The sequence below is a fragment of the Pseudomonas sp. NY11955 genome (assembly GCF_048068035.1).
Taxonomy (GTDB): domain Bacteria; phylum Pseudomonadota; class Gammaproteobacteria; order Pseudomonadales; family Pseudomonadaceae; genus Aquipseudomonas.
In genome coordinates this window covers 13,609-39,771 of record NZ_JBLUPS010000008.1, presented here as the reverse complement: position 1 = coordinate 39,771, position 26,163 = coordinate 13,609, and the positions used below count along the sequence as shown (strand labels likewise).

The 26,163-nt window shown below is 62.3% G+C and carries 15 protein-coding genes; 14 read left to right on the top strand and 1 reads right to left on the bottom strand.

What is annotated here, in order from left to right; translation table 11 throughout:
* Nucleotides 1-82: 82 nt before the first annotated feature.
* The 4 genes from ACNFBR_RS16285 to dsdC all read left to right on the top strand — a co-directional run bounded on the left by ACNFBR_RS16285 (nucleotide 83) and on the right by dsdC (nucleotide 5,062).
* On the top strand, nucleotides 83-1,219 hold the full coding sequence (locus tag ACNFBR_RS16285; RefSeq protein WP_416735863.1) for an MFS transporter: 1,137 nt from the start codon (nucleotides 83-85) through the stop codon (nucleotides 1,217-1,219).
* Between the two features lie 139 nt (nucleotides 1,220-1,358).
* On the top strand, nucleotides 1,359-2,702 hold the full coding sequence (locus ACNFBR_RS16280; protein WP_416735862.1) for a gluconate:H+ symporter: 1,344 nt from the start codon (nucleotides 1,359-1,361) through the stop codon (nucleotides 2,700-2,702).
* 34 nt (nucleotides 2,703-2,736) lie between these two features.
* Nucleotides 2,737-4,086, top strand: a complete 1,350-nt coding sequence (locus ACNFBR_RS16275) for a D-serine ammonia-lyase (protein WP_416735861.1) — start codon at nucleotides 2,737-2,739, stop codon at nucleotides 4,084-4,086.
* 31 nt (nucleotides 4,087-4,117) lie between these two features.
* Nucleotides 4,118-5,062: a DNA-binding transcriptional regulator DsdC gene (dsdC, locus tag ACNFBR_RS16270; protein WP_416735860.1), complete on the top strand. Its 945-nt coding sequence runs from the start codon at nucleotides 4,118-4,120 to the stop codon at nucleotides 5,060-5,062.
* Between the two features lie 77 nt (nucleotides 5,063-5,139).
* Here the strand turns inward: dsdC and ACNFBR_RS16265 are convergent, their stop codons facing one another.
* Nucleotides 5,140-5,754: a hypothetical protein gene (locus ACNFBR_RS16265; protein ID WP_416736059.1), complete on the bottom strand. Its 615-nt coding sequence runs from the start codon at nucleotides 5,752-5,754 to the stop codon at nucleotides 5,140-5,142.
* 609 nt (nucleotides 5,755-6,363) lie between these two features.
* Between ACNFBR_RS16265 and ACNFBR_RS16260 the strand changes: the two genes are divergently transcribed.
* The 10 genes from ACNFBR_RS16260 to ACNFBR_RS16215 all read left to right on the top strand — a co-directional run bounded on the left by ACNFBR_RS16260 (nucleotide 6,364) and on the right by ACNFBR_RS16215 (nucleotide 26,131).
* Nucleotides 6,364-8,460, top strand: a complete 2,097-nt coding sequence (locus ACNFBR_RS16260; RefSeq protein WP_416735859.1) for an AAA family ATPase — start codon at nucleotides 6,364-6,366, stop codon at nucleotides 8,458-8,460.
* Between the two features lie 82 nt (nucleotides 8,461-8,542).
* Nucleotides 8,543-9,565 carry a helix-turn-helix transcriptional regulator gene (locus tag ACNFBR_RS16255; protein ID WP_416735858.1) on the top strand — a complete coding sequence of 341 codons (1,023 nt, stop codon included), beginning with the start codon at nucleotides 8,543-8,545 and terminating at the stop codon, nucleotides 9,563-9,565.
* Nucleotides 9,566-9,603: 38 nt separating this feature from the next.
* Complete coding sequence (locus tag ACNFBR_RS16250) at nucleotides 9,604-13,293, top strand: patatin-like phospholipase family protein (protein WP_416735857.1); 3,690 nt, start codon at nucleotides 9,604-9,606, stop codon at nucleotides 13,291-13,293.
* Complete coding sequence (locus ACNFBR_RS16245) at nucleotides 13,283-15,361, top strand: dynamin family protein (RefSeq protein ID WP_416735856.1); 2,079 nt, start codon at nucleotides 13,283-13,285, stop codon at nucleotides 15,359-15,361. The genes ACNFBR_RS16250 and ACNFBR_RS16245 overlap by 11 nt, the downstream gene beginning before the upstream one ends.
* The gene (locus tag ACNFBR_RS16240) at nucleotides 15,358-17,598 is read left to right on the top strand and encodes a dynamin family protein (RefSeq protein WP_416735855.1); all 2,241 of its coding nucleotides are present in this window, start codon (nucleotides 15,358-15,360) and stop codon (nucleotides 17,596-17,598) included. The genes ACNFBR_RS16245 and ACNFBR_RS16240 overlap by 4 nt, the downstream gene beginning before the upstream one ends.
* Nucleotides 17,599-17,686: 88 nt before the next feature.
* On the top strand, nucleotides 17,687-18,985 hold the full coding sequence (locus tag ACNFBR_RS16235; protein ID WP_416735854.1) for a dynamin family protein: 1,299 nt from the start codon (nucleotides 17,687-17,689) through the stop codon (nucleotides 18,983-18,985).
* Between the two features lie 126 nt (nucleotides 18,986-19,111).
* Nucleotides 19,112-19,762, top strand: coding sequence for a hypothetical protein (locus ACNFBR_RS16230; RefSeq protein ID WP_416735853.1), 651 nt, complete (start codon nucleotides 19,112-19,114; stop codon nucleotides 19,760-19,762).
* 185 nt (nucleotides 19,763-19,947) lie between these two features.
* The gene (locus ACNFBR_RS16225) at nucleotides 19,948-22,563 is read left to right on the top strand and encodes a PD-(D/E)XK nuclease family protein (protein ID WP_416735852.1); all 2,616 of its coding nucleotides are present in this window, start codon (nucleotides 19,948-19,950) and stop codon (nucleotides 22,561-22,563) included.
* Nucleotides 22,560-25,751, top strand: coding sequence for a UvrD-helicase domain-containing protein (locus ACNFBR_RS16220; protein WP_416735851.1), 3,192 nt, complete (start codon nucleotides 22,560-22,562; stop codon nucleotides 25,749-25,751). Before ACNFBR_RS16225 ends, ACNFBR_RS16220 begins: the two co-directional genes overlap by 4 nt.
* A gap of 80 nt (nucleotides 25,752-25,831) precedes the next feature.
* Nucleotides 25,832-26,131, top strand: a complete 300-nt coding sequence (locus ACNFBR_RS16215; RefSeq protein WP_416735850.1) for a hypothetical protein — start codon at nucleotides 25,832-25,834, stop codon at nucleotides 26,129-26,131.
* The last annotated feature ends 32 nt before the right edge of the window (nucleotides 26,132-26,163 follow it).

The window sequence follows — 26,163 nt, the reverse complement described above, 5'->3', positions numbered from 1 at the left end:
GGCAATACACCCGTTACGCCAATGTGCAATTTTCGAGACTTAGTGGGTTATCCTGCGCGCTCACCCCTGTCACGAGACTGTCATGTCGTCCGCTGCCACTCCGGTGCAAACCCACCGCGCCGACCGAGACTCGCGCAACGCCGCCCAGGTGCTCAGCCTGTGCCTGCCCAGTGACGTACTGCTCTACCTGCTGCTGCCGATGTACGCAGCCGACTTCGGCGTGACGCTCGCCGAAGCTGGCTTGCTGCTGGCGGCCAACCGCCTGGTGCGCATCATTGGCTACGGCTGGGTCGTGCGCTTCTATGCCCGCCAGGGTGACCGCGCAGCGTGCAGCCTCGCAGCCTTCGCCGCCGCCGTGTGCGCACTGGGCAATGCGATGCTGACCGGTTTCGCCGCGCTACTGGTGCTGCGCCTGGTCTGGGGCCTGTGCTTCGCCACGTTCAACCTCAGCACCCAAACGCTCGCTACCGCTGAGGCACAGGGGGCGGCCCGCCGCGCGGGGCGCTCGCGGGCGAGCATCTCCATCGGGCCAATGCTGGCCTTGCCGCTGGGTGCGCTGATGGCACAGGCCTACGGCCCGCGCAGCGTGTTCTTCGTGCTCTGCATCGGTGCTCTGTTCGGGCTGTGGCGTGCGCGAGCCCTGCCCAGCACTGGCCACGCGATCGCCAGCCGCGGGGGCCGGCGCCTGCGCCTGCCCGACAGCATCGCTACCTGGTCCTTCATCGAAGGGGTGACCCTGGACGGCTTGTTCATCTTCGGCCTCTCGCTTTACGCACAAACCCACCTGGGTGAGTCCGGCGTGCTGGCAGCGGGTGTGCTGATGGCGGTGCGCTACCTGAGCGAAATGCTCTTCAGCCCCTTCGGCGGGCGCCTGGCCGACCGCTTCGGGCCGCTGCGCATGCTGGTTGCGCTGTCACTGGCAACCTCGCTGGCACTGCTGCTGTTCGCCAGCCACTGGCTGTTCATCGGCGCCTTCTTCGTGCTGGTGCTACGCGCCCTGCAACTGCCGCTGGTGATGACGCTGGTGGCCCTGCGCAACCCGCAACAACGCATCCAGGCGCTGGCCGGCAACGCCGTATGGCGTGACATTGGTGCGGGGCTCGGGCCGATGCTGGCGGGTGTGCTGCTGCCGCAGGTGCCAGCCATCTGGGCCTACGCCGGGGCGGCGCTGGCGATCGCGCTGGCCGCCTTGAATTGCGCCCGGTCGGCGCGCCATTGAGCGCTGACGCCATGCATGACATGGGCTCACCTGTGCGGTGAGGAGTGATCGTTTGAGTCGATCAAGTCGCTGAAATCTAATGGTTGGAAACCAACAAGAAGCTCGCACGGAAGCGATCAGCGATAGAGATAACCACACCATGACTCCAACGTTCTCATTAATCGTCCTGGGCACTGCAATACTGCTGATCGTGGTCATGATCAGCAAACTCAAGGTCCACCCTTTTCTGGCGCTGCTGGCCGCAAGCCTGGTGGTGGGCATCGGCACCGGCATGCCGCCAACGGCCATGGTCGCCGCCTTCGAGAAAGGCATGGGCAGCACGCTGGGTTTTCTTGCCGGCATCATCGGCCTGGGCAGTATCCTCGGTAAACTGCTGGAGGAGTCGGGTGGGGCCAGGCGCATCGCCACCACGCTGCTGAACCTGCTGGGCGAACGCAATGCTTCGTGGGCAATGATGCTCGTAGGTTTCATCGCCGGGATCCCGGTGTTTTTCGAAGTCGGCTTCGTGCTGCTGATTCCGCTGATCTATGTGGTCGCCCGGCAAACCCGCATCAGCATGCTGTACCTCGGCGTGCCCCTGGCCACCTCGCTGATGGTGGTGCACTGCATTCTGCCACCGCACCCGGCCGCCACGGCGATTACCGGCATGCTCAATGCCGACATCGGTACTGTCATCCTGTACGGTCTGATCGTCGGCTTGCCCACTGCCATCATCGCCGGCCCCCTCTGGGTACGCTTCGCCTGCCAGCGTGGCGCAACACAAGCGCAACAGGCCTTCCTGTCGGCACGTAGCGATACCCAGGTCGATGACCAACCGCTGCCGGCCTTCGCTATCACCTTGGCCACCGTACTGCTGCCGCTGCTGCTGATGGTCGGCAAAACCTTGGCAATCACGGTGCTGACCAAGGGCACCGCGCTGTACGAGTGGGTGGCCTTCGTTGGCAACCCTTTGATCGCCCTGGCGCTGTCGGTGGTGTTCGCCTACTGGGCATTGGGCCTGCGTCGTGGCCTGGACATGGCGCAGTTGCTCAACCTGACCCAGCGTTGCTTCCCGCCCTTGGCAGGCATTCTGCTGATCATCGGTGCCGGCGGCGCCTTCAACGACATGCTGGTGGGTAGCGGCATTGGCAAAGCGCTGTCCGACGTGCTTAACCAAACCCAGCTCAACCCGATCATCCTCGCCTGGCTGATCGCCGGGATCATGCACTTCGCCGTCGGTTCGGCCACGGTGGCGATGATCAGCGCCGCCGGCATGGTAATGCCAGTACTGGGCCAACACCCCGAATACAACCGGGAAATCCTGGTGATCGCGATCGGTGCCGGCGCCATCGGCTGGACCCACATCACCGATTCGGCGTTCTGGGTGGTCAAGGAGTACCTGGGCCTGTCCCTGAGCGATGCGCTGAAGAAATTCACAGCCGCTACGGTGCTGGCCTCGGTCGTCGCCCTGTGCCTGACCCTGCTCCTTTCGAAAATTGTCTGATCTACTCTGCAAAGACTGCACAACAGGTGAAATCATGATTCACGGAAAAACCCTGGAAGCCTGGCAACAAAGCCACCCGATCATCGCCGACCTGGTGGCCCTGAAACAAACCAGCTGGTTCAACCCAGGTATCGCCAAGGCCTCGGAAGCCCTGCACGACGTGGGCCTCACGGCTGCCGACGTGCAAGCGGCGAGCGCACGCTTGCAGCGGTTTGCGCCCTACCTGGCAACCGTCTTCCCCGAAACGGCGCCAGCCGGCGGCATCATCGAGTCGCACATCGCTCCGTTGCCGCAGCTGCGCCAGCGGCTGATCGAGCAAGGCGCATTGCACAACGCCGGCAGCCTGTGGCTCAAGGCAGACAGCGACTTGCCTGTTTCCGGCTCGATCAAGGCCCGTGGGGGTATTCACGAGGTACTCAAGCATGCCGAAGACCTGGCCCTGGCGGCCGGCCTGATCACGCCCGCGGATGACTACGCCCAGCTGGCAAGCGAGCAGGCGCGCACCTTCTTTGGCCAGTACAAGATTGCCGTGGGCTCGACCGGTAACCTGGGTTTATCGATTGGCATCATGAGCGCGAAGCTGGGCTTCCAGGTGAGCGTGCACATGTCGTCCGACGCCAGGCAGTGGAAAAAGGACAAGCTGCGCGCCAACGGCGTAACCGTGGTCGAGCACGCATCCGACTACAGCGTTGCGGTCGAGCAAGGGCGCCAGCAGGCGGCAGCCGACCCAAGCTGCTATTTCGTCGATGACGAGAACTCGCCACAGCTGTTCCTGGGCTATGCCGTCGCCGCCGAGCGGCTGGCCAGCCAGTTCCGCCAGGCCGGCATCCAGGTGGACGCAGAGCACCCGTTGTTCGTCTACCTGCCCTGCGGTGTCGGGGGCGGCCCTGGCGGCGTAGCGTTCGGGTTGAAGCTGGTATTCGGCGATGCGGTGCACTGTGTGTTTGCCGAACCCACCCACTCCCCTTGCATGTTGCTGGGCGTGTACACCGGCCTGCACGATGAAACCAGCGTGCAGGACTTCGGCATCGACAACATCACCGCCGCCGACGGCCTGGCGGTCGGGCGCCCATCAGGGTTCGTCGGCAAAGCCATGCAGCGGCTGATCGATGGTTACTACACCGTGACCGACGAAGAACTGTACCGCCTGATGGTCATCGCCCATGAGCAGGACAAGGTCAAACTGGAACCTTCGGCCCTGGCCGGCGTACCCGGTATGCTACGGGTCCTGCAAGCGGACGAGTACCTGGCGCGTCAGGGCTTCACCCCCGCCCAGCTGCAACAGGCCACCCACCTGGTCTGGGGAACCGGTGGCAGCATGGTGCCGGAAGATGAGTTCAATGCCTACCTGGCCAAAGGGCGCAGCATGCAGGCAAGCGTGTGACCACAATCAGCGAACTGCGCAGGATCGAACGATGAAAAAGCCCGGCGCCGCCGTGAAGCTCAATGGCTCGCACCTGGGCAGCCTGCATGTCTTTCTGGTGGCCGCACGGCACTTGAGCTTCTCGCGCGCGGCCAATGAACTGTGCCTGACAGCCAGTGCCGTGAGCCATCGCATCAACCGGCTGGAGGATGAGCTGGCGCTCAAGCTGTTCCATCGCATGCCGCGCAAGGTCAGCCTCACCGAAGATGGCGAGCGCCTGTTCGCGGTCATGCAACGGACCATGGATGAGCTCAGCGAGGCCGTGCAGGAACGCGCTCACAGCGAGATCGCCGGCCAACTGACGTTGTATGTACGCCCGTCGGTGGCGCAGTGCTGGCTGGTGCCGCGGCTGGCGCAATTCACCGCCCGCTACCCTGATATCCAGCTGGATATCAGGGTAGGCAACGAGAGCATCGATTACCGCACGCGCAAGATCGACCTGGTCCTCTGTTATTCGGATGGCCATCACCCTGGGTTGCAGAGCATCCACTTGATGAACGAGCGGATCGCCCCCGTGTGCTCCCCCCAATACGCGCAGACTCATGCATTGGCCGGTGGCCCGCACCTGCTGGCTCAATGCACCACACTGCATGACGTGGCAGCCTGGGACAACGCTGCATTCGATGCCGAATGGCAGCTCTGGGCCAACACCACAGGTGCGGGTATCGGCCTTGCGCGCCGCTTCCTCACCTTCGATCGCTCCGACCTTTGCACGCTCGCGGCGTTGAATCACACAGGCGTCGCGATCGGCCGGGAACAACTGGTCAGAGAGCGCATTGCGCAAGGTGAACTGGTCCTGCCGTTCGGTGGTTTCGTCGACACCCCCAACTATGGCTACTACCTGGTCTACCCGCATCATGACCCGATGCCCAAACGCCTACAGGTGTTGATCGACTGGCTCGTGGAATGCGCCCAGTCACCTGGCCCGAACCCATGACTTGACCCTATATCACTGCAAAGGCGCCGCGAACCTTGTAATCGATTCACGGCGCCTTCACAGGGTTGCTCAGGCAATCAGCAAGGAATGCCCGCCAGCGGCCAGACAGGTGCTCGCGTCGCTTTGGCAATCGTGCGTTTTCGTGCCCATTGGGTCAGTGCAGCCATCACGGCAAAGCCGAGCAGGATCATGACCGGATAGGCCAGCAACAACTCGGTCAGCGAGTACTTCCAGGCCAGCGGCCGACCGACACCCAGCATCGCCGCATATAACCAGGACACACCTGACAATGCACCAGAGAACAGTGCGAACATGCGCACGCCGACGTTGAGGTCAAGCAAAGAGCCGGCCTTGAGCAAGGCAGGCAATACATAACGGTGCAACAACATGCCATTGAATGTCAGCAACAGAACAATAATGATCTTTGCGTGAAGTTTGGGGTTGGCAAAGTAGTTGATACCTTTCTCCAGGTAGTCGATACCAATTACGGCAGCCCCGGTGAGCCACAAGAATATCAAGGCATTGGCCACTGACGTCTGCAAACGCGCCATGTGCTGACCGTCATGGCCGGCCTGATGACGGCCTTTCAACAAGTCCCTGACCATTTCGGCATCACTGGCAAATACCAGGCCGATGGCGATGCAGCAGGCCAGTAAATGGACATAAATGACCGACAGCCGCACCAATTCCATGGATTCTTTCTGCCCGAACAGGCTAATAATTGTATTAAACTCCACGTCGAATTCTCCACGTAATGCATTAGCGCTAGAGGGCCTAGCAATAGGCGTGCGTATGGCGTGGTCGCACGGCAAGACCCAATTCATATCGTTAACTTAAACAGCGGATGGTGATTGCATTGCACACGGCGGCTCAACCGTTGAGCCTCGGTTGGGCATGGCGTTACTCCATTGTCAAAAGTAAAAAAAAGCCCCATGTGCATCCCTGCGATGCAGATGAGGTTTGAACGTCCCTTGACGACAGCCGGAAGGCGCAACGTGCAATTCAACAGAACTGCAGCGCTGCTGGCAAATAAGAGCCACGGCTCGGAAAATCGTTCATTGTTTGAGCGAAACTACCGACTAGCGGTATTTAAGGCCGCTTTAGTTAGTTTGCTAACTTCATGCAAACTGACCGAATGGAAAATTTTTATTTGCCGATGGATCCAAACTTCGCACCCGTGTTCGATTGCTCTATTTGGTTAGTTTGCGGTCGGCTGTGGTGGAGTGCGCAGCGCCGAAGACGACACATTCTGACCATCGCCCCCCAGACCCTGAGCCCCCCACAGCATCAGGATGTTCATCATGGGTTCTCGACTGCACCCCTTCGCCTTCGACAGCCGTCGCACTGTCGATACCTGCGCCCTGTCCCTGAAGTGGAGTTTCCAACTGCTCCTGGACCTTGGGGCGCATCGTACGTTCATCGGCCGCCACGGGCTGAACGACGATGACCTGGGGCATGAGCTGGGCATCGAAAAGTGGGTCGATGATGACCACTACAAGCCTGCCCTTGCCTTGGCGGCCTTGCGCAGGAGCGCGCGGGCGTTCACCGCCGAGCATCCACAGGTAGGTTACCCGGATAACCTGGCGGCCAACCTCGAAGCCCTGGGGGCGTTGCTGAGCTTTTCCGAAGCGGATCTTCAGGTACTCGGCTTCTGCGTGTTGCTGCACTGTGACCCGACCCTGAGCGATGCCACCGACCAGTTGGGCATGCTGGGGTTCAAGCAGGCAGTGAAAGTGCTGTCTGTGCTCCTCGGCTTGCCACTTGCGACCGTGGAAGCCTGCCTGGCACACAACAGCCCGCTGCTGCGCACCGGCCTGCTGGAAATCAGCACCAGCAACCGCGCCGCAATGGCGCTGAGCTCGATGTTGTCGGTGAGCAACCAGGAGCTGCCTGGCCGGTTGCGCTTCAACCAGGGTACCCCACTGGAACTGTTCGCCTACGCGTTTCGCTTGAGCCCGCCTGGCAGCTTGACGGCTGAGCACTACGGCCATGTCAGCCAGCAATTGCTGATCGCCGAGCGCTACCTGGGCAGCGTCCTGGCCAAACCGCGCCCAGGCGTGAACATCCTGCTGTACGGCCCTCCTGGTACCGGCAAGACCCAGCTGAGCAGGCTACTCGCCCACACCTTGGGCTGTGCGCTTTATGAAGTGGCCTGCACCGACAGCCACGGCGACCCGGTGTCGGCAAAACAGCGCCTGTGCTCGCTGCGCGCGGCCAACAGTGTGCTGCAAACGCAATCCGCCCTGCTGGTGCTGGATGAGATCGAAGACATCTTCCAGGCCGCCAGTGCAGACACCGGCAAGCGCTCGCAAAAGGGTTGGATCAACCGCATGCTGGAAGAAAACACGCTGCCGTGCTTCTGGCTCAGCAACAGCATCGAAGACATAGACGCTGCCCATATTCGTCGCTTCGACCTGGTGATCGAGGTGCCGAACCCGCCCTTGGCGCAGCGCCAGCAGATACTGCGCGAATGTGGCGCGGGCAAGCTGGGCGATACCTTGGTGGAACACCTCAGCGCACATGAGCAGGTCACTCCTGCCGTGCTGGACCGGGCGGTACGTGTGGGGCGTAGCGTGGCCCCGCGCGCCAGCAAGATGCTGGACAACACCATTCGTTGCGTCGTGAACGCCACCTTGAAAGCACAAGGCTTCGACAAGCTGCAAAGCAACGAGCAATCTCTGCCCGCGTTCTATTCCCCGGCCTGGATCAACACCGACCAGCCCCTTGACGGGCTGGTCGACGGGCTACGCGCCGACGCTGAGGCCCGGCTGTGCTTTTACGGCCCGCCAGGCACCGGCAAAACCGCGTTTGGCCACTGGTTGGCGCAACAACTGGGCAAACCGCTGATGGTCAAGCGTGTCTCGGACCTGGTATCGCCCTACGTGGGCACGACCGAGCAGAACCTGGCGCAAGCGTTCGATCGGGCCCAACAAGAACAGGCCGTTCTGCTGCTCGACGAAGTCGACAGCTTCCTGCAGGACCGGCGCAAGGCACGTCAGAGCTGGGAGGTCACGGCGGTCAACGAGATGCTCACGCAAATGGAGAGCTACCGAGGGCTGTTCATCGCCTCGACCAACCTGATGAGCGATCTGGATGAAGCCTCGTTGCGCCGTTTCGACCTCAAGGTGCATTTCGGCTACCTGAAAAGCGCCCAGATCCAGGCGCTGTTCAGCGCACACCTCAAGGCGCTGGCGCTGAAGGATCCACAGCATGCCGCCGCCGCTCGCCTGCGCGGCGAAGCCTGCCTGACCCCCGGTGACTTCGCTGCGGTTGCCCGACGCGGCCGATTCAAACCCTTTGCCAACGCCAATGAACTGGCCACGGCGTTGATTGCCGAATGCCGCTTGAAAGCCACGGCGCAGCAACGCCCCATCGGCTTTACGCAGTGGACGAATTAAAGGTTGCAGGTTTGGCGCCGATAGGCAGACTAGCCGCCATTGCTGGCCATAAGCCAGCCCTACCACCACAAGGAAGACACTCTTGCCTTCAGCCAAGACCCATACCGCGCTGAGCCGCCAATGGGAGCTGCTGCGCCAGCTGCCAAAACGTGCCCCCGGCAGCACGGTGACGGAACTGCTGGCCCGCCTGACCGATGCGGGCTACGTCATCAGCAGGCGCAGCATCGAGCGCGATCTGCATGACCTGTCCCTGGTGTTCCCGTTGCAGCGCAACGAAGGGGGTACGCCGTCCGGCTGGTACTGGAAGCCAGGGGTAAGTGTCGAGCTGCAAGGTATCACCTTGACTGAAGCCGTCAGCCTGGCGCTGGTCGAGGATGCCGTTCGCCCGTTGTTGCCAGGGAGCATGTTGAGTGTGCTGGAACCACGCTTCGAGCACGCACGGCAAAAGCTCAAGGGGTTGGGCGACGGCAACCCGGCCGCCCGCTGGCCAGACAAAGTGGCCAGCGTGCGGCCGGATTTCAACATGCAAGCGCCGCAGGTTCAGGCAGAAACGCTGGAAGCCCTGCAACAGGCCTTGATCAGCGAGCAGCAGATCCGTTGCCAGTATTATTCGGCGCACAATGACAAGCAAAGCGACCTCACACTCAACCCGCTGGCGATCGTTCAGCGCGGGTTGATCACCTACCTCATTGCCACTGCTGCCCCCTACACCGATGTCCGCCAATTCGCGGTGCACCGTTTCCGCGAGGTGACCCTGCTCGACTCGCCCTGCCAGGGGCTGGAGTCGTTCGAACTGCACAGTTACCTTGCCACGGATGCCTTGCAGTTCGGCAATCCGGAGAAGATCTGCCTGGAAGCTTGGGTGAGCGAGCGCCAGGCACGCCTGATTCGTGAAACCCCACTGAGCACGGACATGACGCTCGAACCCTGGGAGCAAGGCTTCCGCCTTGAGGCAACGGTCAACAACACCTGGCAATTGCACTGGTGGCTGCTGTCGCTAGGTGACGCTGTGGTGGTACAGGCACCCGCGCAATTACGCCAACAGATCGGCGATACGCTACGCCGCGCCGCTGCCGCGTACGCACCTGAGCAATGCTTGGCCTGAGCGCATGGTGCGCCATTGACAACTTCAAGGAATAGAGCATGACCCCCAGGAAACTTGGCCTCACCCTGTCTGGCGGCGGTGGTAAAGGCGCCTATCAGATTGGCGTTTGGCAGGCCTTGCGCGATTTGGGCCTGGACAGTCAGTTGAGCGCCATCTCCGGCACCTCGGTAGGGGGGCTCAACGGCGCCATGTTTGCCCAGGACAAATTCGAGCAGGCCAAAGCGATGTGGCTGAACATCGAAAGCCGCAACATGCTCTCGATACAGGACTTGCCGGGCCTCACTTCCCGCCTGGCACTGCTTACCGCCAGCGGTGTGATCTCACCGCTACTTAGCCACTTCCTGAGCACCAAGGGCCTGTTCAAGCAAGATGGCCTGAAAAGCATGATTGCCGAAGGCCTGGACGCCGGGGCGCTGGCCTGCTCCGCGCTGCCGCTGACCGTGGCACTGCACAATTGCACTGCCAACCGGGTCGACTACCTTCCGGTACGCGACAACCAGACTGCAGCGCAAATGCTGCTCGGTACTGCCGCCCTGCCCCTGATCTTCGATGAGGTCGCCATAGGTGACAGCATCTACACCGATGGCGGATTCTACTGGGGGCTGCCACACAAGCACGTCGATAACACGCCGCTTCGACCACTGATCGAAGCGGGCTGCGACACCATCGTGGTGGTGTACCTGTCACCCGATGACCTGAGCATCGACCCACGCCACTATCCTGGCGTGCGCATTTTGCCGGTGATTCCCGCCAACGGCCTGGGCGGTATCAGCGCTACCCTCGACTTCTCCAATGACGGCGCGGCAAGGCGCATGGAACAGGGCTATGCCGACGGCTTGCAAATCTTCCGTCACATGCAGTTGTTCCTTGACAACGAAGCCCAGTACGAAGCCCTGTGGGAGCGCGCCCGCCTGGCCGCCGAGCAGGAACGCAAAATCAACGACACGCTTTACCAGGCGCAGCGCAAACACAGCCAGACCGTGGGCGATGTTCAGGCTTTCGATCAGCAAGTGCGCAAAGACGACCTCAAGCAGAAACTCGACATCGCCGCCGACGACACCCCTCACGCACTCGAACAGCTGGCATTGGACAACGCTACGCTGCTAGCAGACATCGAACGCCGCCAACTGGAAACGGCCGTCGACGATTTCCTGGCACAGAACCGCAATAATCGCCGGGCGGTCGAGACTACGGTGCTGGACGCCCTTACCACCCTTTCGCCTGTCGGTGCACGGGCCACCCACCTGCGCGAACAGGGCTTGCTGTCGCGCTTCATGGGCGCTATCACCGGCAAGAACCAGCAGTTGGCGGCGCAGAACGATCGCGACTTGGCCCAGGCACAATTCGCCGCTTTGCGCCTGGTAGCGGCAGTGCAGGAAAAGGGCGCAATAACCCTGGAATTCGCCTGCACCTTGCAGAACCGCCTGAACGGCGCCTTCACCGAGGTACAGCGACTGGGCGAGCGTCAAAATCAGGATCTGCGCCGCGTTTACCGCTCGCTGGCCGGTGTCTACTGCAAACTCCGCGACCGCCTGAGCGCTCATGAAGACCGCCTTGATGCGCTGGAGCGCAGCAGCCGCCTGCATGACTGGCTACTGCACCCCAACAGGCGCCAGGTCGACGGCAAGGCACTCTGCGAGCTGCCCGTCGCGCTGCGCCTGAGCTGCCTGGCAAACGATTTTTTCTGCCTCACCGACGGCCAGTGGAGCGTCCGCGAGCTGAACAGCCTCAAGGAAATGTGCCTGCAGGTCGATGCTCGCAGCGTACAGGTCGGTGAATTCTGCAGCCAACTGGCCGAGCAGCCAGCCAACCTGCAGGCACTCACCCGGCAATTGGCCGCTTTGCCCCAGGCGGAACAGGTGAACCCGACAGCCCTCTGGCTGCTCGACCTGCGCGCGGGTACGGCGCCAACGGATGATGTCGATGTACGTGCTCACTGGGGGTACGACGCCGCCACGCAGCTTCCTGCCTGGGACTTCCTTGCCGAGCTGCTCTACCACCTGAAGGCCGCCGGGTTTACAAGGGTGCGCAGCAGTGACCTGAGCCAGTACAAGGACCACTGGCTGGGGCAGCTGCAGGAGCTGGACGCACTGCTGGACGAAAATATTCTGCCCAGGCGTTTTGCAGGCGAGATCGATACGTTGCGCCAACACATCAGCGCCTTCCATCTCAAGGTCCCGCTGATTGGCAAGTTCAGTGTAGGCAAGTCGACCCTGCTCAACTGTTGGCTGGGCGAAGAGATTCAGCCGCACGACCTTGGCGCCTGCACCAGCCTGGCCACCGAATTCCACTACGCCGAACCCGGCGAGGAAAAGCTGCTGATACATTGGCTGGACGATAGCCAGACCGGTCGCGTTCGCTGTGAGGAAAAACCGCTGAGTGCCTACCCGTCACTGCTCAGCGACTCACGCAGTGCCACTCACCCGCCGCTGTTCGTGGAACTGCACCTGAGCAACGCCGCCCTCGCCCGCCACCCGGACGTGGTGCTGGTCGACACGCCCGGGTTGGGCTCCAGTAACGGCCAGCATGAGCGGGCGCTCGAGCAGTACATCGGTGAGGCGGTGTCGTGCATCCTCTGTGTCAACCGTCTCAGCCAGGTGGGTATCGACGAGCTGGCCTTCATCGATCGGCAACGCTCCCTCGGGCAGACGTTTTCCCTGCTGGTCTGCCAGGAGGCGTTGAACAGCCGCCAACAGCGCGAAGCGCTGCGCCAGTCGCTCGCCCAGCAGGCCGGCCTGGACCAGCCGGCGCGTGGTTGCTCTGCGCGCGAGGGCGACTTGAGCGGTTTCGAGGACTTGCTCGCCAGCCTCGAAGCGCAGAAGGCAACGTTGTTCCGCGATCGCTTCGCGGCGCAGATCGAGAGGCTGCTGCATCAGGCCGAACGCCTTGTTCGCCAGCAACTGGCGATGGACACCGGCGCTGAGCAGTTGCTCCAACAACAGAAGAACCTCGACAAGGGCATGGCCCGTCTTGAGGAAAACCACGCGCAAGAACAGGACAGCCTGTTGCGCGATTGCCGCGGGCCGATCAGCCAGCAAGTGCTGGCGACCGTCAATAGCTATCTGCGCAGCCGTCGCCAGGCCTACAAGCAGATTCTGCTGGCTGGCCAAGGCATCGGGCCGTTGCTCAGCGCCGATGCCCGTAATGCTTGCCAGTTGGCCATTGAACAAACCCTGACTCCGCGCCTGAAAGAGGCCTGCCAGCGCCTGGGTAAGCATATCGAGTTCGGCGCCTTCGAAGGGCCGCAACTGTCCGCTGATGGCCCAACCGGGCAGGCGCCCGGAGATGGCCTTGGGGCCTCCGCAGCCGGCGCTGCAGCGGGCGCGGCGATCGGCTCCATGGTGCCATTGGTCGGCACCCTGGTCGGTGGGGTGGTTGGCGGCCTGCTCGGCCTGCTCGCATCGCGCAGCAACAAGGAGAGCGAAGCCGAAAGCAAAGCCAATAATGCAATCGAAGCCGTCATTGGCCAGCTGCAAGGAGTGATCCCTGACACACTTGACCAGCATGCCCGGCAGTTCGTCGACGCCATGCGCGACCGCTTGGCCATGCAGTTGGCCGCACAACGGGAAAACCTGGCGCGTATCGAACAACAGCTTTGCGCAGACCGCGAGCGCAAACAGCAGGCCCGACACAAGGCCGAGCAAGCGCTCGACCGCGTCGCACGTCTACTCGAGCAACGCAGCCAGCCACATGTCCAGCCAGAGGAGATCAGCGCTGATGTTGCTTGATTTCAACTTCCCCGACGATGAGTTGGAGGCTGCCCAATCGGCCGCCACCAACCCCTACCTGAGCGATGCCGCCAAAGGCATGCAACTGATTGCCAGCCTTGTCGCTCAGGCACACCCCGGCCTCGACCAGGGGCGAACCGCACTGCCGGCAGCGTTGCATCGGCTTATCCATGAGCGTTTTATCGAGCTGGCAGCCAAGGGCAGTTACCCTGGCGAAGCCATGGCCTTGCGCGAGCTGCAGGCACTCGAAGCGTCACTCCAGGATCTGTGCCTGTTTCCCGATCTGGCCAACAAGACCGTGATCGGCGTCGGCGGCGGTTTCAGTGCTGGCAAGTCGCGCCTGCTGAACACGCTACTCGGCATCGACCTGCTGCCTGAGGCTCTGGAGCCGACCACGGCGATTCCCAGTTTCATCAGCCATGGCGAAGACGGGATCATTGCGCTCAATACCTTCAACCAGCAGATTCGCCTGGACCACGAAGGGCTGCAGGCCATCTCCCACGCATTCAGCAGCCACTACCGCGAAAGCCTCGACGAGGCGTTCGGGTTTGCTCATGTGCTCAAGCTGTTGATGCTCCACTGCTCGCGCTTTCCCTGGAACAACCTGGCCTTCCTGGATACACCGGGCTACAGCAAAGCCGATGGCCAGGGTAACGCGCAAACCGATGAAAGCATCGCCCTCAAGCAGCTAAGCGAAGCCGATCATGTGCTGTGGCTGCTCACCGCCAAGAATGGTTCGATCCGCCAGGACGACCTGGCGTTCTTGCGCAGCCTCGATCATGCCAAGCCGATCTTTTTCGTCATCACCCAGGCAGACCTGGTCAGCAGCTCGTCTATCGACACGATTCTGCAAAGTACCGCACAAGCGATCGAGGCGTCCGGCATCGCCTGTGCCGGCCTGATGGCCTGGGCCGCGCCGTTGGGCGTCGAACACGGTACGCGAGTGGCGGGCGACGATGTGCGCGCGTGGCTTCGACAACTGGACGACGAGCCCAAGTACACCCAGCACCGACGCACCTGCGAACGTGTGCTCGATGGCTACATTCGCCACAACCAGGACAACCTGGCCAACAGCCGCAGAACACTGACGCTGTTCAACAACCTGCTGCCCTTGCAGGGCAGCCTGCCGCAGGCCGAACGGGCAACGTTGCAGGTCCTGCTGCAGGAACAGCGCACCCAGCAGAAAGTCTTTGCCGAGCTTGTCGATGCCTTCACCGCCTTGAAGGGCGAAATGCTCGAAACCATCGCGCAGATCATCGGCGACCTGGCGATCGATGCGCTGAGCACCGATGAGCTGTATAGCAAGGGCCTGCATCTGCACGAAGAAGGTGAGTACGACGCAGCCGCCGAGTGCTTCCTGCTGGCTGCTGAACAGGGAAATGGCACGGCACAGTTGCGCCTGGGCACCTATTACGAGCTAGGGCTGGGCGTATGTACCAACGAACGCCTCGCGGCAGCGTGGTACCGCAAGGCCAGCGACCAGGGTCATGTCGAGGCGCATTTCTACCTGGGTGTCTGCTATGAAAACGGTGTAGGTGTGAAACAGGACCCGGAGCTCGCCGTCGCCTGCTACCTCATGGCCGCCGAGCAAGGGCACGCCGAGGCCCAGTACAACCTGGGGCTCTGCCATGTGCTTGGTGAGGGGGTCGCGCAAGACGAGCAGCAAGCATTGCGCTGGTTCGAAAAGGCGACCGCGCAAGGTCACCTTGAAGCACGCTTCTACGTTATCCGCCAAGCAGCCCGACGGGGTAGCCCGGCCGCCCGGTACGCCCTGGGGGTGCTGTATGAAAAAGGGCTTGGTGTAGCTCAGAACCTGGACAAAGCCATAAAGGCATACCGAAAAGCTGCCGAAGCCGGTGAAGCAGATGCCCAGTTCGAACTTGGCCGCCGTTATTTGAGCGGTGATGGGCTGAGAAAAAACTCCGTGCACGGTACCAGTTGGCTTGCCAAGGCGGCAGCACAAAAGCATGCCGAGGCGGCCACGCTACTCCAGGAGCATCACGCCAAAAGTAACCCTTTCCTGAGTACCGGGGCGTGGGACTTTCTGTTCAAGAGTAATACGAAATGACCTCAAATCGCTTCTCGCCAGCTTCGCTGGCCCCGCATGCCGCAGTCATCGACGCCGAGCAATTCAGCAGTTTGAAAGAGCTGCTCGACGGGCTCGAAGTAAACCTCGTTGCAAACCGCGAGCAAGGTCGCGCCCTGCGTATCGCCGTGGTCGGCCAGATGAAAGCCGGTAAATCGTCGTTCCTCAACGCTGCCTTCTTCGGCCGCGATCTGCTACCCAAGGCCGACACGCCGATGACCGCCGCGTTGACCAAGATCGTGTACGCGCCCCAGGCCAAGGCTGAAGTCATGTTCTACAGCCCCAGCGACTGGGCCGACATCGAGCAACGTGCCAACCAGTATCCGAGCGCCTATGCCGAAGCAGAACGCAAGCTGAAAGAGGCATCGAAGTCAGACAGCCCTTTCGCAAAGGCGTTGCAGGCACCACGGGTCTACACCGCACAGGAAATCGATCGCCAGGTCCCCGAAGCTATCCGCTCCTCACGCGAGCTAGTGGAAATGGCCCGCAGGCAGGGCCTCGATGTGCAGCAGTACCTGGGTAAAACCGAGGTACTGGAAGTCGCTGGCGGTGCGCAAGACCTGGCATTCGCGCTGCAAGCCTATGTCGGCAGCGGCGGGCGCTTCACCGCCATCACCAAGATGTCTGTGCTGCATGTCGACGACCAACGCCTGCAGGGTCTGGAGGTCATCGATACGCCTGGTTTCAACGACCCGGTGGTTTCCCGCGGCCAGATCACCCGCCGCTTCCTGGGCCAGTGCGATGTGATCTTCCTGCTCTCGGCAGTCAGCCAGTTCCTCACGTCCTCCGACATGTCCGTGCTGCGCGAACAGTTGCCCGAAGCGGGTATCGACAGCAAGGCAGTGTTTCTGGTGGGCTCGCAGCGCGATCTTGCCCTGCGCCAGGACCGCAGTATCGGCGTGGCGGCCAGCAAGCTGGCCGAGCGCTTTGCGCCTGAACAACGCGCGGCGGCTCGCACGGCGGCCATGTTGCAGCTGCTGGACAAGAAAATGACCGAGCAGGCCAGCCTGACGCTGGATGCGCAGATCAACCAGTCAGACCAGGACAACAAGACCCGGCACATCCTGGGTGCTGTCAGAAAAGCCGCACCTCGCTTCATTTCCAGCTGGGCTTGGCTGGTGGCCGAGCATTTCGACACGCTGTCCGAAGAAGACCAGGAGCAACTCGACCAGTTGTGCAGCGCAACCGGTTTTGCCTTCGAGCCGGACAGCCTGCGCCAATTGTCCAACATCCCCGCCCTGCGCGAGGAGATCCTCGCCCAGCACCAACGCAAGCATCAGCTACTTGCCGACAAGGAGCATGAGCTCATCGAGGGTGTGCGCAACGGTACCCGAGAACGCCTGCAACAGATCGCGATCACCCTGCAGGCGCGCAGCGACCAAGTGCGCAACGGTGACCTGGGCGCGCTGGCACTCACCGAGCAGGACATGCTCAGTCGTCTGCAAAGCGGCAAAGCACGGCTCGAAGCCGTGTTCGATGAACAGTTGGTCAAGGCCAGCCAACAGTTCGCCTTGCTCAGTACCGATATGCGAGAACAAGCGCAGAAATATTCGCGCATCCAGGTGGTGAGAGAGACGACCACCGAAAGCTACCAAGTCGATACTTCGTGGTTCGGTGGCTTGTTCGGCCACGATTGGGAAACCCGCTACCGCGATGTGGTGACCGTCTACGCCAGCGCCCAGGACGCCATCGAACAGGTAGAGATTTTTGCCTTGCAGACCACCAAGGCCCTGCAGAAGGCAATCATCGACTGCGTCGATCTCGATGAGCTGCGTCGTAACGTCGGGGTTGCGGCCATGGCGTTGTTCGACACTGGCAGTGCCGACTTCGATGCCGAGCTGATGCTTGCCGAAGTCAACAAAAGCCTGCGCCGCATCACCATTCCCAACGTCAACTTCGGCAACAAGGACTACGGCAGCAAGATCATCAAGTCGTTTGGCAGCGATCGCGTCTCGGAAAGCCAAATCAACGGCCTCAAGGACGCCCAGCGCGAGGCTGTGAGCGCGATCATTCGCGACCTCGAAAACGAAGTGCAGGCCAAGGTAGACGCCATCGAACGCAGCCTGGAAAGCACCAGCCAGACCTTTGTCGGCAACATGAGCCGCGATATCCAGCAAAGCCTGGCCCACTTGCGCAAGGATATCGCCAACAAGGAACAGACTATCGAGCAGCTCAGCGCAGCCCATCTGGCGGTAACCCAGGCATTGGCCTCGCTGTGATCTTGATGTGCGCAGCGGCCCACACCGCTGCGCATGCCTTGCAAAAGCCCGGGGCCGGGTCGGTCGTCCGGTACAAGAAGAGATTCAAATGTCCCTCGATTTCAGCTTCTCCCTCGAAGAACTGAAGGCCGCCGAAGCCGCAGCGACCAATCCTTACCTGGCAGATTCAGCGTTGGGCCTGCAACTGATCGCCCGACTCATCGCTCAACCCCATCACAAGCACCCCAGCCAACAGCTGCAGCAGTTAGACCAGCTGCATCAATTGATTCACCAGCGCTTCGTCGACCTCGTGGCGCGTGACGCCTATCCGGCTCAAGCACAAGCCTATCGCGAGCTGATAGCACTGGAGCAGTCACTGGAAGACCTGGTTGCGTTCCCCGACCTGGCCAACAAGACGGTCATCGGCATCGGTGGTAGCTTCAGTGCTGGCAAGTCGCGCTTTCTCAACAGCCTGCTCTGCGTGGACCTGTTACCGGAGTCGCTCGAACCCACCACTGCAATACCCAGCTACATCGTGCGGGGTGAGCGCGAGAAAATCACTGCGCTGAACGCCTTTACCCAGGAAGTGGCACTCGACCGCCGCGCGTTGCAGGCAATCACCCATGCGTTTCAGCAGCGCTACCAGAAAACCGCCGACATCGCAGTCGGTTTCGCCCACATCCTGCGCCTGCTGATGATCCAGCTGCCTGGTCTGTGGCAACGGCTGGCCTTCCTGGATACCCCCGGCTACAGCAAGGCCGACGGCCACAACGACGTGAACAGCGATGCACAGGTCGCCCGTCGCCAGCTGGCCGAGGCCGATCATGTGGTCTGGCTGCTCAGCGCCAAGAATGGCTCGATTCGCCACAATGACATCGAGTTTCTGTGCAGCCTCAAGCATTCAAAGCCAATCTTCTTCGTCGTGACCCAGGCGGACCTGGTGCCGCGGCTCCGCATCCAGGCAATCCTCAACAGCACAGCGCAAGCACTCGACCGCGCAGGCATCGCCCGCGCCGGCCTGATGGCCTGGGCTGCGCCGCTGGGCAAGCTCAATGGCCAGCTCATCGCTGGGGATGACGCACGCGCATGGCTCGATACGCTGGACAGGCAACCCAAGCGTACCCAGAAGCGATTGGCGTGCGCGCGGGTACTGGATGCGATCATTGCCCACAACAGTGCTGCAGCGGCCACTAACCGGGAGTTGCTGGCGGCCATGAACGAGCTTGTGCCGGTCGCGCAGGGGTTGCCTGAACAGCGGCGTAACGCTCTCAAACAGCAGATTGCACGTTTGCGCAATGAGCAGCATCTGCTCCAGGACAGCGCAGAAGCCGTCAGCACACTCAAACAGCAAATGCTTCAGACCATTACACGCATCATTGGCGGTGTCGCCGATGACGAAGAGGTGTAGCCCGGCCACCGAGTAGAGCCATGGCCGCAATGAATGATAGCCTATAGCCACAACTTACCTGATGGGCCCTGCCCTGCGAATACGGCCTCCCAGCCAGCATTGCCCCAAGCCAAGGAAGCAAACGCAATGGACTACCAGTCGCTCAAGACTCGTCAGCGCAATGAACGCGACGCCCATCACCCCAACCTGGCGATTCGCATACACCGGGCCCTGAGCTGGCTGCAGCGCGCCGAGCAGGCCGACGACGTCGATGGCCGCTTCGTTTTCCTGTGGATCGCCTTCAACGCCGCCTATGCCACGGATATCGACGAGCAGTATCGGTTGTCCGAGCAAGAGGCATTCAAGGCCTTCCTGCACAAGCTCTGCGTGCTGGACAGTGAGCATGTCATCGAGAAGCTGGTGTGGTCGGAATTTTCTGGCAGCATCCGCGCCTTGCTGGACAACCCTTATGTGTTCCAGAGCTTCTGGGAATTCCAGAACGGCAAGATCAGCGAAGCCGAGTGGGAGGAACGCTTGCGCAACGGCAAGCGCGCCGCCCACCAGGCACTGGCGGAGCGTGATACGGCCAAGGTTCTGGGGGTGCTGTTCAACCGCATCTACACCCTGCGCAATCAACTGATGCACGGTGGTGCGACCTGGAACGGCAGCGTCAATCGCACACAGCTGCGCGACTGCACCAAGCTGCTGGGCAAATTGGTGCCAGTGATCATCCTGCTGATGCTCGACAACCCCGACACGCTCTGGGGCGACGCCTGCTACCCGGTGGTCAACGGCTGAGCCCCTGACCACCAGCCCGGACGCCCAGCCAACCAAGCCGTCACGCCAATCACCTGCCGGCCAGCGAGCGGGCTGCGACACAAGTTGTCGCCCCCGGTTCACAGAATGGAACAAACCTGTCCACCGGCCAACGTTACTACCGCCCACGTGGTGCGCTGGCTACAAGGAGCGTCAAAGTGCCTGAAATGCTCATCACGTTTGGAATGCAACTCGACGGTCAGCGGGCCACACAGCCTGGCAATCGGCTAGGCGCCCTGACGGTCGGGCCACAGGGGCTGCTGGACATCCTCGAAGGCCAGCTGGGCCTGCTGGCCCTGCGCCCTTGTGCGGCACAGCGCGCAGCAGCGTACCGTGCTTGCCTGGCACAGTGCGATAACGGGCAACGCTTCTATCACGCCAGCTTCAGCGCCGACCAACTGGGCGTGGCCGCCACCTTGCTGGCATGGCGCGACGACTTGTACCTCCACGGCTGGGACGGGCGCCCATGTGCCGTTGCCAGCCAACGGATCAACGACCTCGCCGAGGTCGAAGCCGATGCTCGCGAGGTCGTGCCAGCGTCCACAGGGCAACGCCTGCAGCGGGTGGCCGAAGCGTTGGCAACGCGCCGTACCGGCATTACCAACCTGTACCTCAGCGATGCATGGGAGGTGTACCCGCTGGCCTGGCAACGGGTGCTGCAACGGCTGCCACGCGCGCAGCTACCCTCCCCTTCAGGTGACGCACCCGGCTTTCTCGGGCAGTTGCAGGCGGCGTTGCGCAGCAGTGTGGCAGGCACGCCCGTAGGCCCCGTGCCTTGGCAGGATGACGGTAGCGTCCGGCTGGTCCAAGCACAGACCCGCACGCTGGCCGCTACCTGGCTCAGCCGCACATTGCCCCAGGGCCCGCAGACGCTGCTGGTGGCCACGGCCGACGGTAGCTGCCTGGACAGCCACCTGGCAGGTGCGAACCAGGCCCGGCATGGCCTCACCGGCAGCAGCCTGCTGCGGCCCGCCTTGCAGGTGTTGCCCCTGGCCATGGAACTGCTCTGGGCACCGCTCAATTACCCGGCACTGCTGCAGTTCCTGAGCCATCCGATCAGCCCTGTACGGTTGTTTGCCCGCCGCCAGCTGGCAAGCAAGATATCCAGCATGCCCGGCATAGTCGGGGCCGAATGGGACCGTATGCTAGAGCGCATCAGCGCATATTACGGCCCTGACGCGCAGAGTGTTCGCACGTCCATCGAACATTGGCTGCAAGCCCCCACCTTCGCCCCAGACAAGGGCGCTGCCTTGAGCGAAGTGCAAGTGCGCGTTCAGCGCTTGCAAGCGTTCTTCCAAGCACGCTTGGGGCACCAGGACCCCGCGCAGCGCCATGCAGCCCAGGCCGGCCATGGCCAATGCGAGGCGACGCTGCAGGCACTGGCCGCCCTTGAATGGCAAGGCGTCGAATACCTGCGCCCGCGGCAGTTGCAACAGGTTATCGAGCAGGCGACTGCAACGGGTTCGGACAACCCGCTGCTGAAGGCACAGGCCGGTGCCTATCTGACGGTTTCACGCCCAGGTGCAGCCATTGAACCGGTGGACACCGTGACCTGGTGGAACCTGGCCATGCCGGCGCTGCCGACACGCTCCCCGTGGTCCAACGCTGAACGCCGCCAATGGGCGGGCCTGGGTGTTGCCTTGCCCGACGGCGCCGCGCAACTGGCCCAGGCAGCCCAGGACTGGCTACGTCCGGTTCTGGCGGCACGGCGGCAACTGACACTGGTGCTGGCACCGCCCCAGGAAGAAGCCCACCCGCTCTGGCAACTGATCGAAACCGTCGTCAACCAGCCACAGGTGCAAGCATTGGAGGACCTCATGCGCGTGCCTGGCCCGCTCTGCCAGGCGCAAGCCCTGCACGCGCTGCCGCCACGCAAGCGCTGGTGGAAATTGCCTGCTGGCACCCCACTGGCCGCCCCCGAAAAAGCCTCGTACACAAGCCTGAACCTGCTGCTGTTCAACCCTTACCACTGGCTGCTGCAGTACGGTGCCAAGATCCAGTCCGGCAACAGCCCAAGCTTGAGCGACAGCTATCGGTTGAATGGCGCGCTCGCTCACCGCCTGGCCGAGCGCTTGTTCAACGCGCCGGACGCGCTGACAATGTCCGCTGACGCGTTCGATGCCTGGTTCACCACGCACTTCAAGCAGGTGGTGCTTGAGGAAGGGGCCGTTCTGCTGATGGGCGGCCGTGGCACCGATCTGGCGACGCTGCGCCACCGTGTGCATCGCGCAATGATTCAACTGCGCAGTCACTTCGCCAAGGCCAAGGTCGTGGCTGTCACGACCGAGCAACCACTGGCCGGAACCTTCGAGGGTGGTGCGTTGGCAGGCTCGGCAGACCTGGTGGTGACCACCACGGACGAGCAGCGTGCGGTAGTCGATATGAAGTGGGCCGGTGGCAAGAAGTACCCCGAACAACTTCAGGCCAACCGCCATCTGCAGTTGGCGATCTATGCCGAGCTGCTGCGGCAGCAGACGGGCTCGCTGCCATCCGTGGCGTATTTCATTCTGGAGCCTGCGCGCTTGCTGACACCGGACGACCGCGTGTTCCGCGATGCACAACAGGTGCCTGCCAACCCCCCAGGCAACACCCGCGAGCTATGGCAGGCCTTTGTCAAAGCCTGGAAATGGCGGCACGAGCAAATTGCCGATGGCCACTTCGAACTGGCGCTGCAAGGCATCGAGGAAGACGAGGCGTCCCAGCCTCCAGAGCAGGCGCTGGCGATGGAATACCTCAAGGAAGCCTACAACGACTACCTGACCTTGGCTGGATGGGAGCAATGAGCATGTCCGACAACCCGCGCATCACCTTCATCAGCGCAGGCGCTGGCAGCGGCAAGACCTACCGGCTTACCGAGCTTTTGTACCAGGAACTGACCAGCCAACAGGTGCAGCCTGAGGGCATCATCGCCACCACGTTCACCCGCAAAGCTGCTGCCGAGCTGCGCGAGCGCGTACGCAGCCACCTGCTCGACCAGGGCCAGGTCGGCCTGGCCAGCGCAATGGGGCAGGCACGCATCGGTACGGTAAACAGCCTGTGTGGCCAGTTGCTCGAACACTTCGCCTTTGAAGCCGGCATGCCACCGCAACAGCGCGTGCTGGAAGAAGACCAGGCGAAGGTGCTGCTCAACCAGGCCGTCGATAGCGTCCTTGACGGTGCGCGCATGGAGGTTTTCCTTGCCATCAGCCGACGCCTGGGCCTGGAGGTTACCCTGCAGCAGAGCGACTTGCCGAGTGACAGCTGGCAAGACGCACTACGCCGACTGCTGGATCAACTGCGCAGCAATGACATCGACCTTAAGCGCGCACGCGATTTCGCTGCGCAAAACGCCAAGGACTTGCTTACGCATTTCCCCAGCGCAACCAGCAGCGATCTGGACGGTGAACTGCTGCGCACCCTGCCAGAGGTGCTTGCGCTGCTGCAAGGCGCCAACAGCAAGGTCAAGCTAACAGCAACGTACATAACCTTGCTCAAGGACTTCCAGCGTGAACTGCAGCAAGGCAATGCCCGCTGGAGTGACTGGGCAAAGCTGGCGAAAACGGCACCGGAGGCCAAACTGACGCCGTTGGTGGCCGGCGTCACCGAAACGGTCCAGCGTTATGCCGAACATCCGCGCCTGCACGCCGACCTGAGGGAGTACCTGGCGCAGCTATTCGACCTCGCCATCGACGCCTTGCAACTGTACAGCCGCAACAAGATCGAACTGGGCGTGCTGGACTTCGCCGACCAGGAACATGCATTGCTGAAATTGCTGGACAACCCTGCAGTCATCGAGGTGCTGGAACAGGAACTGGACCTGGTGATGGTTGACGAATTCCAGGACACCAGCCCCATGCAGTTGGCGATTTTCCTCAAGCTTGCCCGCATCGCCAAGCGGGTTTACTGGGTGGGCGATATCAAACAGGCGATCTACGGTTTTCGTGGCAGCGACTGCGCATTGATGCAAGCCATCCTCGGCGCTTTGCCCGACATGGGTGGGGTCAAGGAGGTATTGCCCAAGTCCTGGCGCTCGCGCCCCGAGCTTGTCGAGTTGACCAACGAAGTGTTCACCCAGGCGTTCGGCAATAGCTTGTCCGCCGACGAGGTCCGGCTCACGCCGACTCGACAAGACCCGCTTGGCGGGCCCGCCTTTGCCAACTGGATACTCGAAGGCAGCAATGCCGAGCAGCAGACCAGCGCACTTGCCCAAGGGATCGGCCAACTGCTCGAAAGCCGCTACCAGGTGTTCGACAAGTCCACCCAACAGGTCCGTGACCTGCAGGCTGGCGATATCACCGTACTTTGCTACTCCCACAGCAATGTGGCCAAGGTGGCTGCGGCCTTGGCCGCCGCAGGCCTGCCCTGCTCCACGGCCCAGCCCGGGCTGCTGGCAACGCCAGAAGCGACACTGGCGCTAGCCTGCTTGCGCCGGTTGAATGACCCGACGGATACCCTGGCCACCGCCCAGATCGTCTCCATGACCGGCGCCGAAGCACCGGAAAGCTGGGTTGCAGAGCGCTTGCGCTATCTGGACGCCGGCCACCCCCAAAACCAATGGCGGGAACAGGCGGTCGATGCGCATGCAGCGCATCCGCTGGTCGCCGAACTGGCTCGGCTACGTGCCGACCTGCCTTTGCTGAACCCGGTCGAGGCGTTGCAGCGCTTGATCGCCGAATGCGACTTGGCCAGTTGCGTAACGGGCTGGTCGACCACGCCGGCACAGGCGCAGAAGCGCCTGGCCAATCTCGACGCGTTGCTCGAACTGGCGCAGCGCTACGAAGACCTCTGCCGCAATGGGCTGGGGGCGGCATCGATTTCCGGGCTGGTGCTCTGGCTGGGGCAAACCGCCGACGCGGGCAACGATGCGCTGGCCACCCCGGCCCTGGACGCGGTCCGGGTAATGACTCACCACGCCAGCAAGGGCCTGGAATGGCCCGTGGTCATCCTGATGGACCTGGCGCGGGACGTTGGCGAGCGCCTGTGGTCGGTTTCGGCGCGATCCGAAAGTGCCCTGGACCCGAAAGATCCGTTGCGCGACCGCTTTATCCGTTACTGGCCATGGCCACTGGGCAAGCAGAAAAACGTGCCGCTGGCGGAAACCATCGGCAAAACCCCGGTTGCCAAGGCGTGCCGCGATGAGGCTGTGGAGGAAGCCAAACGCCTGCTGTACGTGAGTATGACCCGCGCCCGCGATTTTCTGGTGATAGCGCGCTCGAACAAGAAAATGACCGGGCCGTGGCTGGACTGCGTTCAGGCGCCATGGCTGGCCACCGAAGCGGGTACCCAGGAGTTGCTGCTGAACAGTGGCAAGACCGTACGCACCGAGCATCGCACGCTGAGCGCCAACCCGGCACCCGCCCTTGCTGCAGCCGCCGCCAAGCATCTGCACTGGTTTGCCGCCCCCGGCAGCGTGGTACCCCGCTTGCCCCTCGGGGTGCAACCCTCGGCCACCCAGGCCAGCGCGCTGGCGGGTGCACAGGAAACCTGCCGAATCGGCAGCCGCATCACCTTGCAAGGCAACCCGGACATGAGCGCGCTAGGCACTGCGATCCATGCCAGCCTTGGCCTGTCGTTCAGCGACCCGGAACGCCCAGTGAGCCGGGATCAGGTCGACCGGCTCCTGCAGGGCCTGGCAGTACACGAACATGTCGAAGCCAGCCAGGTACTTGCCCAGGTGACGGCCTTGCATGCCTGGATTGCGAGTCGTTGGCCACAAGCCGAGGCCATGGCCGAGTACCCGGTACAACAGGTGCTGGAGACCGGTCAGGTGCTGGATGGCCGTATGGACCTGCTGTTGGCCACCCAGGAGGGTTGGGTACTGATCGACCACAAATCCAACCCGGCACCGGAAGCACAATGGCAACGGCTGGCGGCAGCGCATACTGGGCAGTTGCAGGCCTACGCCAAAGCGGTGGAGGCAGCTTCAGGCAAGCCGGTGACAGAGGCCTGGCTGTACTTGCCCGTGGCTGCCGGTGCCGTTCGCGTGTTCTGAATACCGGCCACTTGCAAGGTTTTTGCAGATAGACTCAGGCGGCCTGGCTGAGCAGGCCGCCCTTTTACCAAGGAACCCCTATGACGTTGTACGAATCGCTTGCCCTGGAAACCCGTAATGGCGCTCTGGGAGATACTTTCGAGCTTCAGGAGCTCACCTCCGAGCACCGCCGGGTCATGTGCCCGGATGGGCCAGAGCTGGTCGAAAAGTATCGGATCGGTTTCGAATTCTTCATGAAGACAGCCATCGGCACCACCATCGCCAACTATGCCCGTGACGCGCACAGCGGCGCAGGCGGCTACAACGTCAACAAGGGCGCCGCCGCCAAATTCCTGCGCGTGGCGCCCAGTACCTACAAGTTGCTGGCCAACGATCAATAGCCGTAGCTGCAAGCTCGCGCCGCTACTTGGGC